Source organism: Methanococcoides sp. DA23 (genome assembly GCF_057593895.1).
In genome coordinates this window covers 2,277,811-2,290,924 of record NZ_CM172520.1, presented here as the reverse complement: position 1 = coordinate 2,290,924, position 13,114 = coordinate 2,277,811, and the positions used below count along the sequence as shown (strand labels likewise).

15 protein-coding genes are annotated in these 13,114 nt (G+C 44.5%); 3 read left to right on the top strand and 12 right to left on the bottom strand.

Going from position 1 to position 13,114, the window contains the following annotated elements; translation table 11 throughout:
• Positions 1-35: 35 nt before the first annotated feature.
• The 12 genes from AC20MK_RS11345 to AC20MK_RS11290 all read right to left on the bottom strand — a co-directional run bounded on the left by AC20MK_RS11345 (position 36) and on the right by AC20MK_RS11290 (position 9,423).
• Entirely contained in the window at positions 36-1,148 is a 1,113-nt protein-coding gene (locus tag AC20MK_RS11345) for a pyridoxal phosphate-dependent aminotransferase (RefSeq protein ID WP_487355915.1), read from the bottom strand.
• A gap of 11 nt (positions 1,149-1,159) precedes the next feature.
• Entirely contained in the window at positions 1,160-1,768 is a 609-nt protein-coding gene (gene hxlB, locus AC20MK_RS11340) for a 6-phospho-3-hexuloisomerase (protein WP_487355914.1), read from the bottom strand.
• 15 nt (positions 1,769-1,783) lie between these two features.
• Positions 1,784-2,299, bottom strand: coding sequence for a hypothetical protein (locus AC20MK_RS11335; RefSeq protein WP_487355913.1), 516 nt, complete (start codon positions 2,297-2,299; stop codon positions 1,784-1,786).
• A gap of 18 nt (positions 2,300-2,317) precedes the next feature.
• Entirely contained in the window at positions 2,318-2,677 is a 360-nt protein-coding gene (locus AC20MK_RS11330; protein WP_487355912.1) for a DUF2073 domain-containing protein, read from the bottom strand.
• A 5-nt stretch (positions 2,678-2,682) separates the two neighbouring features.
• On the bottom strand, positions 2,683-3,306 hold the full coding sequence (locus AC20MK_RS11325; RefSeq protein ID WP_487355911.1) for an Era-like GTP-binding protein: 624 nt from the start codon (positions 3,304-3,306) through the stop codon (positions 2,683-2,685).
• 138 nt (positions 3,307-3,444) lie between these two features.
• Entirely contained in the window at positions 3,445-4,473 is a 1,029-nt protein-coding gene (locus tag AC20MK_RS11320; protein WP_487355910.1) for a PhoU domain-containing protein, read from the bottom strand.
• 83 nt (positions 4,474-4,556) lie between these two features.
• On the bottom strand, positions 4,557-5,192 hold the full coding sequence (locus AC20MK_RS11315; protein ID WP_487355909.1) for a protein-L-isoaspartate O-methyltransferase: 636 nt from the start codon (positions 5,190-5,192) through the stop codon (positions 4,557-4,559).
• Positions 5,165-5,812 (bottom strand): HVO_0476 family zinc finger protein, encoded by a 648-nt coding sequence (locus AC20MK_RS11310; protein WP_487355908.1) that lies wholly within the window; start codon positions 5,810-5,812, stop codon positions 5,165-5,167. The genes AC20MK_RS11315 and AC20MK_RS11310 overlap by 28 nt, the downstream gene beginning before the upstream one ends.
• Positions 5,813-5,865: 53 nt before the next feature.
• Complete coding sequence (gene speB, locus AC20MK_RS11305; protein ID WP_487355907.1) at positions 5,866-6,735, bottom strand: agmatinase; 870 nt, start codon at positions 6,733-6,735, stop codon at positions 5,866-5,868.
• 15 nt (positions 6,736-6,750) lie between these two features.
• Positions 6,751-7,134 (bottom strand): translation initiation factor IF-5A, encoded by a 384-nt coding sequence (locus AC20MK_RS11300; protein WP_487355906.1) that lies wholly within the window; start codon positions 7,132-7,134, stop codon positions 6,751-6,753.
• A 173-nt stretch (positions 7,135-7,307) separates the two neighbouring features.
• Positions 7,308-8,003 carry a matrixin family metalloprotease gene (locus AC20MK_RS11295; RefSeq protein WP_487355905.1) on the bottom strand — a complete coding sequence of 232 codons (696 nt, stop codon included), beginning with the start codon at positions 8,001-8,003 and terminating at the stop codon, positions 7,308-7,310.
• Between the two features lie 19 nt (positions 8,004-8,022).
• Positions 8,023-9,423 carry a sensor histidine kinase gene (locus AC20MK_RS11290; protein WP_487355904.1) on the bottom strand — a complete coding sequence of 467 codons (1,401 nt, stop codon included), beginning with the start codon at positions 9,421-9,423 and terminating at the stop codon, positions 8,023-8,025.
• Between the two features lie 143 nt (positions 9,424-9,566).
• On the opposite strand from AC20MK_RS11290, the gene AC20MK_RS11285 reads away from it, so the two are divergent.
• The 3 genes from AC20MK_RS11285 to atwA all read left to right on the top strand — a co-directional run bounded on the left by AC20MK_RS11285 (position 9,567) and on the right by atwA (position 13,109).
• Entirely contained in the window at positions 9,567-10,343 is a 777-nt protein-coding gene (locus tag AC20MK_RS11285; RefSeq protein WP_487355903.1) for a thermonuclease family protein, read from the top strand.
• An 83-nt stretch (positions 10,344-10,426) separates the two neighbouring features.
• Entirely contained in the window at positions 10,427-11,227 is an 801-nt protein-coding gene (locus AC20MK_RS11280; protein WP_487355902.1) for an HAD family hydrolase, read from the top strand.
• Between the two features lie 265 nt (positions 11,228-11,492).
• Positions 11,493-13,109 carry a methyl coenzyme M reductase system, component A2 gene (gene atwA / locus AC20MK_RS11275; RefSeq protein WP_487355901.1) on the top strand — a complete coding sequence of 539 codons (1,617 nt, stop codon included), beginning with the start codon at positions 11,493-11,495 and terminating at the stop codon, positions 13,107-13,109.
• Positions 13,110-13,114: the final 5 nt, after the last annotated feature.

Sequence of the window (13,114 nt, the reverse complement as noted above, 5' to 3'; positions counted from 1 at the left end):
CAATAAAAAAATGAACAGGTCCTTTATAGGACTGTTCACAGTACTTTTTCCATTATCTGTAAAGCTCTTTTTATCTCATCCATTGATGTTGCATAAGACATTCGTATATAGCCATCTCCGTTCTCACCAAAAGCTGTTCCTGGTACGACCACTACTCCGTTAGCTACCAGCTTGTTGGCAACTTCGGTGCTGTTCTCCACTTTTGGGAACATATAGAATGCGCCCTTTGGGGGTTCACATTCCATTCCCAGTGCATTGACGCCTTCGACAAGGACATCCCTGCGTCTTTTGAACTCGTCCCTCATTGTATGGACAAAGTCCTGCGGACCAGTGATGGCTGCAAGGGCTGCTTTTTGTGCAATGGAGTTCGCACATGCCTGCACGTACTGATGGACCTTTAGCATCTGTTCGGTATATTCCTGGTTCGCAGCGGTATAGCCCACACGCCATCCGGTCATTGCATATGTCTTTGAGACCGCGTTGACCGTTATGACATTGTCAGTGAACTTTGCAGGGCTGACGTGCTCTCCTTCGTAAAGGAAATGCTCGTAGACCTCATCGGAAATAAGCGTGATGTCATTATCATCTGCTATGTCCGCATATGCCTTGATGTCTCTCTTTGAAAGCACCCCTCCTGTGGGATTGCAGGGGGAGTTCACGATGACCGCTTTTGTCTTAGGGGTGATCCTCTCCAGGACATCTTCCGGTCTCATGGTAAGACCTTCTCCCAATGGGACTCCGATTACCTTTCCGCCCATGAATCCTGCAAGGGCATTATATGATACGAATCCCGGGTCGGAGATCATTATCTCATCTCCCGGGTTAACGAGGGCTGCGATGGCTATTTCCAGCGCTTCGGAAGCGCCTGAGGTGACGATGATGCCGTCAGTACTTACTTCAAAACCATTCTCTTCCCGAAACTTCTGGCTTAATGCTTCCCTTAGTTCGATTATACCGGCACCGTATGTGTATCCGGTAAATCCTTCATTAATAGCATCGATGGCTGCCTGACGAATATGGTCGGGTGTGTCAAAATCCGGCTGTCCAAGTCCCAGGTTGACCGCGTCTGAACCGGCAGCCTCGAACATCTTTCTGATTCCTGAAATATCAACATCCAGAACACGTTGTGCAAATCCTCTGCCGCTCATGATATATCCCCTTACTCAAGTTTGGCATGACGTGACTTTAGGTCTTCCTCGGATGCTCCTGTGATGGAGATAAGCTCTGCAATAACGGCATCAAGGAATACGAGGGATGATATCTCAAAAGAAGTTCCCAGGGGTGTGAGATTTGAATAGTCTCCACGCATATGTCTTTCAAGGTATCCGCCAGTATCCTCCTTTGTCCTTCCCTTTATTTCCATGGTGACATCTGAAAGATTGCCGAGTGTGGAATCGCTGTTGGATGTGATCGTGATGAGCTTTGCTCCGATATCCTTTGTGATCTTTCCAAGATTGGAGATCGATCTGGTTTCTCCTGAACCGGATATTGTGACAACAACATCCCCTGGGTGAACTGCAGGGGTGGTGGATTCTCCGACCACGTAGGACTTCAGGCCAAGGTGCATCAGACGCATTGCAAATGCCTTTCCTACAAGGCCTGATCTTCCTGCACCCATCACGAATATGCCGTCCGCCTCAAGGAGGGTTGTTATAAGATCTCTGATACTTTCCTTGTCAAGGTCGCTTGCAACACTTTCGAGGTGGTGTGCCATAAGTTGCATGGATGATATCAAATGCTCACATTTTATTGAAGATACGTCTTTCATAAATATTCATTCCTTTCATATCTTAGGGCTATCTCTGTGCTTGCCCTCGTCTTTATATGTAATATCCTTTACTTTCCACCCCTCGATATTCTTGAATTCCTCAGATAATCGAGCGATGTCTGAATCGTCACCGTTCCAGTAGATGTCAAGGTGCACATCATCCTTCTTCAAATCTTCGATGATGGACTCTGCCAGGTGGTAGAGTGCTTTGTTACTGTAAAATGGGATGTTGAACATGGCGCGGTATCCATTATTTGCCTTCGCATAGGATACCAGTATATAGCCACTACTTTCATATTCTGTGATCTTGTCGAAGTCGCATACGAGCTCAGTTTCATGGACCGCTGTTTTGTCTATCTTTGAGATGCTAATGAGGGTCTGCCCCACAATGACACCTGGCGTCTGCCGTCCGTACCAGATGGATATCTTTCCATAGGTGCAGACAATGTTAACCTCATCTGTCCCCATGGAATAAGATGACAATGAATGAGTTGCTTCTATTGCTTTTTGTTTTTGTTCAGCGATATCCATTCGGTGTCCCACTTATGATTATTTGTTTGAGACAAGTGCACTTATCATGTCACGGTCTTTCTTCAAGGTCTTCAGTTTGTTGGCAGGCCCTATTACAGTAAGTCGGGTTCGAACTGCATTCTTCTTGAGCAGCTTTCCAAGTAATGATGTATCTGTTTGGCTTGGATAACTTTCCATCTCGATACCTGCAAAATCATCAGGTTCGATCTGTGTCATCGTCATTTCTATAAGTGTTGCTTCTTCTTCAGGGGTAAGTCCCTTTTCAAGAACGAGGATCTTCCCATCCTTGACTTCATCAATGATAAATCGGATCTTTTCCACAGGTTGCATCTTTGCGAGTCTGTCCTCTGAGACCAGGTCCATTTGAATTCCCTGCATGTCGATCACCCAAACCTTTTTGCAACTTCATCGTAGAACGTATCGATGTTCTTTCCTTCAAGAGCAGATATGGCTACCATTGGATGCTGTGGGAATGCCTCTCTTATTGTAGTTGCTGAAGATTCCGGAAGGTCTGTCTTGTTAGCAACGATAAGTAATGGTAAGTTCCTGGCTTCCATATTTCCAATAACTGTAACATTGACCTGGGTATATGGGTCCTCAGTTGCATCCATTACCAGTATGACCCCGTCAAGGTTCTCCAGCCATTTCACTGCTTCGATGACCCCTTCGGTCGCTTCCTTTGCTCTTCTTTTGGATTCTGCTTCGTTCATTCCCAGTTCCATGAACTCATGGAAATCTATCTTTGTTGCAAGCCCGGGGGTGTCGATTATATCAAGACTTATCGAACCACCGTTCGATTGGATGGTCACTCCTTCTCGCCGTCTTGCACGGCGGGTTTCGTGAGCAACGTGGGATACTGAACCCATGGCATCGCCTGTCCAGTCTCTGAGTATCCGGTTTGCAAGTGTGGTCTTTCCTGCATTGGGCGGACCATAAATACCGATTCGTGCATTCTTTTTGTTAAACATTCTTTTGAAGAATTTCTTAAATGATCCCATTACGCCCATAAGTTCCCTCCGATCTAATACGGGAATTCCATTCAAATATATACGTTTTGATATTACTCATGCCTTATAAATAATCGCCTGAGTATCATTATAATAGTGTATCATTAAATACGTCATAATAAATAATCATTCTGGATTTTATTTGTTTTGAACGAGTGCCATTGATAGATTTATTGCAAGTTCTGCAATATTGGACCCATAGTCCCCTATCCTGTCAAGACTGTCTGCCACAGTACCAAGTGCAACAATGGATTCAGGTGACTCAAGCGTCAAAAGGGATGCATCAAGCGCATTGATCTTAACCTTTGTGTCCCCCGCTCTTGAGATGACCATATTTGCAAGTCCCGTGTTCTGGGTGTACAATGCCTCAATGGCATCCTCTACCATTTTACTTGAGGCTTCTGTTGATGCCTCTATAAGGTCCATTGTTTCCGCAGGGATCTGGATGGCCAATGTCGGTACTATCGCTGCTATCTTTGAAGCGTGGTCAGCAATACGTTCGAGCGAACTTGCAGCGAGTCTAAGATCATGATACTCATCGATCGTTGTTTCGGATGCATCGGGGACACGCTTTCCCCGGAGCACTGATCTGAACTGCTTTGCTATCAACAGGAATAACCGGTCAACTTCATCATCACGCTCTACTACATCAATGGCGAGGTCGTGGTCCTGTGTCTTTAATGCCTGTATGGCATCCTTTAGCATGGAATTGGAGATAAGGAATATTCGGCGAACACTCTTTTTAATGGATACCTCGTTCGGGTTCAAAAGGTCCTGAATGAGTACCGTTTTTGCGGTCTCTTCGATTATCTCGGGTCCGATCAGCTTATAGCAAACATTTCTTATTGTCTTCTTCTGTTCCGCTTGTATCCTGTTTGCGCGAAGCTCGATCAGGTCTGACCCGGACAGGTATGCAGCAATGAGGGTGCGTATAAGCTCGTCTCCAGCGTGGTCGCTAACATCTATCACATTCTTTTTCTGGGCAGGTGTCTCACTGTCCATTGGAGCAATTGTAAGTGAACCGTCCGATCGTGGTAGAAGTGTCACTTGGGACCCGGTCTTTATTCCCGCCCTTTCAGCCCATTTTTTTGGGAGGGATACGATGTATGTGGACCCGCCTGTCTGCTGTATCTTTCGCGTTTCTATATCTATCTCTCCTTTCTGCACATTTCTATATAGTGCTATATACGAAGGGGCCTGTATATAGTTTTATTCAGGAGAAATGAATATATTTATGCATTATCCATAGTTCAAAAACCGTATTTTCCAATAAGGGGTACAAAGATGACCTCTCCCCATGTTCTACTATTGATGTTGCCTTCGTTGTCTTTCCTTACGACGACAAGGTTTTGCCGGCTTGTTCCTACCGGGATCACCATTATACCGTCCTTTGCTAACTGTTCCCTGAGCGGCTGTGGGACTTCGGGGGCTGCGGAAGTCACAGTGATGCGTTCGTATGGGGCGTGTTCGGGCAGGCCGCAGGAACCGTCATCATGTATCACCGTGACGTTTGAATATCCTGCTCTTTCAAGATTGCTTCTGGCAAGCTCGGCAAGTTCCGGAATGCGCTCTATTGTGTAGATCTTCCCGTTCTTGCCTACAAGTTCGGCCATCACAGCAGCATTATATCCTGATCCGCTTCCGATCTCCAGAATGGTCATCCCTTCGCTAATTTCCAGAAGATCGCACATTATGGCGACCATATGGGGTGCAGAGATCGTCTGATCATGTCCGATGGGTAACGGAGTGTCTGCATAAGCAACACTTTGCATATCCTCCGATACAAAAAGGTGTCGCGGGACCTTTCTCATGGCATCGAGCACTCGCTCGCCAGTCCCGTTCAATTTCAGTGCTCTTATTAATATCTCCTGTCCCTTTGGCTCCATGAGGTTTTCCCCTCTCCCCATCCTGCCCTGCGCTTTTCGATGGAATAGATGCGTTTTATATACTTGGCAGCGACCCTGTCTCCCTTACGTGACTGGAATGCACCGCCTCTTATCTTTATCTTGGTTATGTGGAACGTTTTTCCTTCGGCGTTATAGTCTTCGCCGACAACGAACTCAAATTCTCCGGGGACTTTCTTTTCCAGAGATGTTGATCCGTTCCTTACCTTCAATGAGATCTTTGCAGTAACCTCATCTGTGGCACGTCCCCAGATCGTATCGATCTTCTCTACTTCCTGGCGGTCCACGCGGCGACCTTCGGACTCAATGGAAGTGACAATTATGGGATATACTTCTTCAGAATTCTCATCATCGATCACAAGTTCATCATCGATATATAGCATCTCTTCTGAGTCTATGGGTGCGTGAAGGGTAAATGAAATGTCATCCTTGCTGACGATCACTTTTGTAACTATGGGCTTTTTCTCTTCAATTACTGTTGTGTGGACTGCTCCACATTCCTGGCACTGTACAACGGGATTCTGGCCCGCTCTCAATACCTCATGCTCTACCGATTCCTTTGGTGAGCATACAGGACATTCTACTATTACTTCTTCGTTCATGGTATCTGAGCATATGATTGTTAGATGTGTGTATAAACTTAACCATGAACAGATCATCTCATTGAGGCAGCATGTGAGGCGATGAACTCTCTAATGTATTTTGCACCAAGTATTGCAGTCTGTCCATTATCATATTCCGGGGAGATCTCCACTACATCAAAACCTCTGGCAATGGGCGCTAATTCCCTGATCATGTCCCTCACTTGTACCGATGAGAGTCCGAATGGTTCAGGTGTTCCCAATCCGGGTGCAAATGCGGGGTCAAGTGCATCCATATCAAGAGATATGTAGATATTCTCACAATCAAGATATTCCCTTATCTCTTCCGTGAGTCCTTTTATCCCCTTCTCTGTAACATCTTCGGGAGTATAATAACGAACGTTGTTCTCCTTGGCATATTCCCATTCTTCCTTTGGACCACTTCTAATTCCTATGCTGACATAGTTCTCAGTGACCTCTTCGAGGATATGGCGGGAAACACATGCATGATTATACTTTATTCCTTCGAACTCATCCCTAAGGTCAAAATGGGCATCCAATACAACTACTCCGAGGTCCTCTCCTGCATTTTTTGCACAGGCTTTCACACATGGCAATGTAAGGGAGTGTTCCCCTCCCATCATTATTGGGACCTTTCCGTCGTCAACGACGTTAAGGACATCAAGATAAAGCTCATCAAGGACATCGTCCACAAGAGCTCCTGCTTCGAAATTTCCTGCATCATGGGCAGGAACCTCTGAAATATCAATATCAAAAAAAGAGTTATAACTTTCAAAATTTGCAGTGGCGCTCCTTATTGCATCAGGAGCCCATCTGCTCCCAGCCCTGAACGATGATGTGCGGTCAAATGGTACTCCAAATATGACATAACTGGCAGAATCGTAATCTGCCAGTGCATCCATCATGCCGGGCTGGTAGAACATAATATTCCTAAGGGTTTATCTAAGGTCTATCTTCATCTTACCCATAGCTTCAAGGTATGTGATATCTTTGCCTTCAGTTACCCTTTCCTTGTATTCTTCAGGGATAGTAAGTTCGAATGTTGCGTAGGTTTCCATGTCCATGAGCTGTGCGATATCGCCAGAGATGGATAATACCTGTGCACTCTTACGCTCGACGATAGGTACGTAGGTCTTAGCGGAAACTGAGCTTATGATGGAACGTTTCTGGCCATCGAATATGCCGATTGCCTCGATCCTTGCTTTTGCTGATCCGTGCTTACCTGGCTTTGATTTTGAGATGCTCTTGATAACACATGGCTCATCATCGGCAAGGACGTATTTACCTTCTTTAAGTTCTTTAACCTCTACCTGCTGTTTCATTTATAATCCTCCTATAATCGCAAAAAACGTAATGTTTTTTATTAATGGATGAATGTGTGGTTATAATTCTTTATTCTATATATCAGTTTAACGAACAAAGAAATTCAATGGGCATGGATGTTTCAAAACTATTTAAATGCATATCCTCTGTATATGTTCCAATGTTCTGCATTTCACTTTTTGAAGTTTTCATCCTCGAGGCTCTTTATCTTTTTGTGATAGCGGAGCCATCCTGTTCCTAAATATCCCAGGACACCTATGGCGATAAGTACAATTGCAATTATTATGGGATACGTCTTTTCCAGAAGCAAGGGATTCACATTCTCCCTCTGTTCATACGAAGGGTACATTATGTCCTTTTTATCATTGCTATGGTCAAGTCCAAGGGCATGTCCGAACTCATGTATGGCGATCTGTTCCATGTTCGCATCTCCATATTGTTGCCAGGAATATCCTCTTTTATCGCCAACTTCCAGAACGATACTGGCACGAACGAATCTGCCCGCAGCTATTTCCGGTCGGCAGTATCCTGCAACACCATCCTCTGCACCTGTTACCTCTTCCATGGTCTCGACCCACATGACGTAAATATCTGCATTAGGGTTATCAACTATCTCGAAATCTGGGTCATAATACAGTTTACCATTCCCACCGTTTTCCCAATACTTCGTTGCATCTACAATTGCTGTTCTATATGTATGGCTGTAGTGGAGGGGGGTATTCACATCATCTATATACACTGTTATGGGGGAATGGTCCCACGGTTCATCAAAGAATCTCGGATACTCCTTTTCTCCAAGAGCTCCGGACGCAGGGGACACAAGGGTGCATATCAGAAGAATGCTGATGATCGTAAATTTGAGCTTCATTTCATCTCACTTGGGTATGTTATCTATCTTTGAATGTGATCTTTATTTCTGTTCCATTACTTCTGTTAAGATGTACATTTCCACCGATCTGGTCCACCAGCTCGTTCACCAGTTGCATGCCTAAGGTATTTGTTTTGCCTATCTCGATCCCTTTGGGGATGCCTATCCCATCATCGGCAACAATGAAAGTGAACTGCTCTTCCTTTTTGTGGAAAGCAATGGATATATTCCCTTTTCCTTCTGGGAATGCATATTTGAAAGAGTTCACAATAAGTTCATTAAGAATAAGTCCGAGGTGGATGGCCCTGTCAACGTTCAAAAGAATATCCTCGACATCCATCCTTAGTTCAATATCTTTTCCCTGCAGGTCATTCATCTGATACAGGTAATTTGTAACGTCATTCACATAATCCCGGAAAGCAACGTTTGTCATATCTCTTGAACGGTACAGTTCTTCATGTGCAATGGATATTGAATGGACTCGGTTCCTGCTTTCTTCAAATGCATCTATCACACGGGGGTCTGTGAAATTGCCGGCCTCAAGGTCCAGCAGACTGGCGATTATCTGAAGATTGTTCTTTATACGATGGTGTATCTCTTTCTCATGTGTCTCTTCAGCCTTCGCGAGTGCTTCTTCTGCTCGCTTTCTCTCAGTAATATCTTCTCCGGAAGATAACATCCCTGTTATTTTTCCATCCTTGTCTTTTAACAGGGTGTTGTGCCAATTCACGATCCTTTCTTCTCCATCCGGTCTTAGCAGTGGGGATTCAAAGTTCTCAAGCCCGTTCACATTTCCGGAGATAAAGGTCTCAAAGTCTGAGATCTCCTTCTCCCTAGTTCTTTCAGGTATAAGTGTTTTGAAGAAATCAGTTCCTATAAGGTCCACTTCTCCACAACCTATGATCTCACACCCCTTCTTGTTGATCAGCTTGAGCTTATGGTCAGGGTCTATCACTGTGAGCATGACATCGGCGGTTTCAAGATACTTTTTGGCAAGATCTTTCTCGGCGATGTTCTTATCGTAAAGCTCTTTGAGTCTCAGCAGGGATTTGACCCTTGTTTTCAGTTCGATCTGATCGACAGGCTTTGTAAGGAATTCATCTGCACCGGCTTCAAGGCCCTGGATGCGGTCCTTTCTTCTGGAAAGGGCTGAAACAATTATGATCGGTATGAATTGAGTATTCTCATTTTCTTTGAGTTTAACACATACTTCATAACCTTTCATATCCGGCATCATCACATCAAGTAGAACAAGATCTATCTCCTCTTTTTCAAGGATCTCAAGTGCTTCTTTACCCCGGTATGCAGGAACCATTTCATAATCGGGCGAGAGGTATGCTTCCATCAATTCTACATTTTTCTGGTCATCATCCACGACCAAAATCCTTGGTAAAGCATTATCCTGCAATTTGGATCCCATCCCTTGAGAATTGACTTGTTTGAGAAAAATATTATCAATCACATCCATCTTGATACACTTCTATATAAAATATCCCGTCCTTTTATTCATTTATAGGATGTTATTCGGAAAATTTTATAATGTTCTGTTCCAATCTTCACTTCATGAACAAATGTATGGCTCTTTTTTTGATCATTGTATGCCTTGTCGGATCTTCAGGTTGTGTGGGGTCGGACGCCGATACATTGGCTCATGCCCTTGAGTTCGTGAATGTGACGGAGGTTATAGATGGTGATACTATCGTGATATCTTCCGGTGAAAGAGTGAGGCTTATCGGAGTTGATACTCCTGAGGTCGGAGAACCTTATTATTCCGAAGCAAAGCAATATATGGTTCACAGGGTCCTCGGCAAGGTCGTCGGCCTCGAAAAGGATGTACGTGAGACCGATAATTATGGCAGACTTTTAAGGTATGTCTGGGTGGAGGGTGAAATGGTGAACAAAGAACTTGTCCTTTCAGGACTTGCTTTCTCAAAGGCCTATAGCCCGGATATTTATTATCAGGACATTTTTGATAGTGCGGAGATAATGGCAAAAGAGGATGGTGTCGGGCTATGGTCGGTTCCTGCCATGGCCGGGGATGCTGTCACGATCTCATATCTGGAAGCAGGACGCTACATCGACCAGGTCGTTACAGTCGAAGGGACTGTGGTCAGGACAACTAAAAAGGATGATGCAGGGATGGTCTTCCTTAATTTTCATGACCCTTATGAGGGATATTTCACTGTGGTGATCTGGAGGGCTGACTGGGATCGTTTTTCACAGGACCCTGAAGTACTGTATGAGGGAAAACAGGTGCTAGTGACCGGAAAAGTGGTCGAGTACAAGGGAAGTCCTGAGATCATCGTTGAAGACCCTTCCCAGATATTTATAATTCAATGAAGGATATTTTTGTTCTTCGGCCTTCTTCCTCTTCTTTTTTTAGAACACAAGTTTAATAATCTGGTATGCTGAATCATATCATTATGCAAAAGAACGTAGCTGTGGTCTTCGATAGTGCTGGGACTCTATTGCATATGTATCGCGTTGCAAAGGATATGGGATCCGGTCAGATCATTACGGGCATAGATAGTACCGGACTTGTTGCACAACGAAAGGGGCGGGCACTTATAGTTCTTCATACCGAGCCTAGCGTGGTATTGGGTGCCGATCATAGCATGCGTGTTAGTGATTTTATTGATGAGTATGGTATAACTATTGCTATCAGTTGTGCCAGCGAACCGTTCTCTGTTGATGAAGCCTATGATATCATCAAGGGAAGCGAACTGAGGATATCTGATATACTTCAGGTCGTTGACAGGGTAAAAACACGGTGTCCGAATATATTCTATGTCGCAGCCGGGATCATAGTGGACAGGAACGATTATTCTGTCCCTTATGTATTGAGTACCGGGGGACGTTTGTTCCACGATACAAAAGATACGATAGAAAAACTTGAAGAGCGCGGAGCTGATATCTATATTGCTTCAGGTGACAGTATGCGCAATCTCGAGCAGCTTGCAAAATGTCTTTCTATTCCTATGGAGAGGGTCTTTGACATTGCCACCACCCGTGAAAAAGAGCGGATAATCCTTGAGCTGAAAGGGAAATATGAAAAAGTTCTCATGGTGGGCGATGGGATGAATGATATTCTTGCTCTCAGGGCAGCTGATGTCGGGGTTATGACCATACAACAGGGGGATGAACGCCCGGAAAAGTTGATGAAGTCTGCAAACGTTATTATCAATTATATTATAGAAGTAGTTGACCTCGTTGAGGTCGATTGAATCCTGGGCATCTGGCGGAAGGTCCTCTTTTGGCTCGATGATATCTGTTTTTTAATGTTAACAGTGATACGGCAATACGTTATATTTATGTACTGCATTATGTAACTCTGTGTATCTACTGAGGATAAATTCTTGGTGATGTTATGCACAAAATGAAGTTAATTCGGTTTTGATATTTATATACAAAACCATTAAGTAACATTGAAAATCAATATATCGATATATCAAAATGGGTACTTACGCTAACCATATCGGAGGAAAGCAAATGTCATTGTTCATCGAGGTCAAAGATCTAACTATCACTTACGACGGTGTTAATGTTCTGAAGAATATCAATCTTAGCATCAATGAAGGTGAGGTTATTGGAATTCTGGGGCGCAGTGGTGCTGGGAAAACAATTTTGATGCACGCTCTGCGAGGTGCTGAAGAATACGAGAACATTTCCGGTTCCATCATTTATCATCTTGCAAGATGCGATAAATGTGGTCATATCGACCCGCCAAGCAAAGTAGGCGAGCCTTGCCGTCTCTGTAATCATAAGGATATGAAGGCATTTGATGCGGATTTTGTAGCTCTGTCTCAGCATAATCATGAGCGAAGAAGCGTTTCCAAGAGAATTGCCATCATGTTGCAGCGTACATTCGCCCTTTATGGCGATGATCAGGTAGTTGCAAATGTGATGAACTCTCTGACAGAGATCGGATACACTGGTCCTGATGCGATGTCAAGGGCTATGGAACTTCTTGATGATGTACGTCTGTCTCACAGGATGATGCACGTTGCGCGTGATCTGAGCGGTGGGGAGAAACAAAGGGTGGTTCTTGCAAGACAACTTGTGAGAAATCCAATGCTTTTGCTTGCGGATGAACCTACCGGCACACTCGACCCGAGGACTGCTGATATCGTTCATGATGTTATTGAAAAGGCCGTGAAGGATTACAACATGACCATGGTCATCACCTCTCACTGGTCTGAGGTCATAGAGAAGCTTGCAGATAAGGCTATCATTCTTGAAGACGGTGCCATAATCAGTGAAGGTGAGCCTTGCAAGGTCGCTAAAGAGTTCATGGGCATGGTATCCAGTATTGATAAAGATCATAAGATCCCTCTTGGTGCTCCGATAATCGATGTCAAGAACCTTGTCAAAAAATACATCTCTGTAACAAGGGGTGTTGTTCATGCGGTAAATGATATCTCTTTTGATGTGAAGGAAGGTGAGATCTTTGGTCTTGCAGGTACAAGTGGTGCAGGTAAGACCACTACCTCTGAAATGCTCATGGGAATCGTTGCACCCACAAAAGGGGAGATCCAGGTTCGTGTTGGCGATGAATGGGTGGACATGACCATACCGGGTCCTGATAACAGGGGACGTGCCACTAAATATATGGGTATCCTGCATCAGGAATATGGGCTTTACACTCACAGGACGATCATTGACAACATGACGGAGTCAATAGGTATCGACCTGCCTTATGAGCTTGCAGTACGCAAGGCCATTAAGACGCTTGTAACTACTGGTTTTAGTGAGGAGAAGGCAAAGTCCATTCTTCCAAAGATGGCAGATGATATCAGTGAAGGTGAAAGGCACAGGGTCGCCCTTGCTCAGATCTTGATGAAGGAACCTAACATCATTGTAATGGACGAACCTACCGGTACAATGGACCCTATCACAAAGATAGAGGTCACAAGGTCTATTCTCAAAGCACGTGAGGAAATGGGTGATACCTTCGTTATAGTATCTCACGATATGGACTTTCTGCATGAGGTATGTGACCGCGTTGCACTGATGAGGGATGCCAAGATCGTATCTATGGGTGAGCCGGCAGAGGTGCTTTCTCAACTTACTGAAGAAGAACGTTTGTTTGTTGCTCAGGAAGCATAAGTTTA

Coding starts and splice junctions, on each gene's coding strand:
- AC20MK_RS11345 (WP_487355915.1), bottom strand. CDS start 1,148: ATGAGCGGCAGAGGATTTGCACAACGTGTTCTGGATGTTGATATTTCA.
- hxlB (WP_487355914.1), bottom strand. CDS start 1,768: ATGAAAGACGTATCTTCAATAAAATGTGAGCATTTGATATCATCCATG.
- AC20MK_RS11335 (WP_487355913.1), bottom strand. CDS start 2,299: ATGGATATCGCTGAACAAAAACAAAAAGCAATAGAAGCAACTCATTCA.
- AC20MK_RS11330 (WP_487355912.1), bottom strand. CDS start 2,677: ATGCAGGGAATTCAAATGGACCTGGTCTCAGAGGACAGACTCGCAAAG.
- AC20MK_RS11325 (WP_487355911.1), bottom strand. CDS start 3,306: ATGGGCGTAATGGGATCATTTAAGAAATTCTTCAAAAGAATGTTTAAC.
- AC20MK_RS11315 (WP_487355909.1), bottom strand. CDS start 5,192: ATGGAGCCAAAGGGACAGGAGATATTAATAAGAGCACTGAAATTGAAC.
- AC20MK_RS11310 (WP_487355908.1), bottom strand. CDS start 5,812: ATGAACGAAGAAGTAATAGTAGAATGTCCTGTATGCTCACCAAAGGAA.
- speB (WP_487355907.1), bottom strand. CDS start 6,735: ATGTTCTACCAGCCCGGCATGATGGATGCACTGGCAGATTACGATTCT.
- AC20MK_RS11300 (WP_487355906.1), bottom strand. CDS start 7,134: ATGAAACAGCAGGTAGAGGTTAAAGAACTTAAAGAAGGTAAATACGTC.
- AC20MK_RS11295 (WP_487355905.1), bottom strand. CDS start 8,003: ATGAAGCTCAAATTTACGATCATCAGCATTCTTCTGATATGCACCCTT.
- AC20MK_RS11290 (WP_487355904.1), bottom strand. CDS start 9,423: ATGGGATCCAAATTGCAGGATAATGCTTTACCAAGGATTTTGGTCGTG.
- AC20MK_RS11285 (WP_487355903.1), top strand. CDS start 9,567: ATGAACAAATGTATGGCTCTTTTTTTGATCATTGTATGCCTTGTCGGA.
- AC20MK_RS11280 (WP_487355902.1), top strand. CDS start 10,427: ATGCAAAAGAACGTAGCTGTGGTCTTCGATAGTGCTGGGACTCTATTG.
- atwA (WP_487355901.1), top strand. CDS start 11,493: ATGTCATTGTTCATCGAGGTCAAAGATCTAACTATCACTTACGACGGT.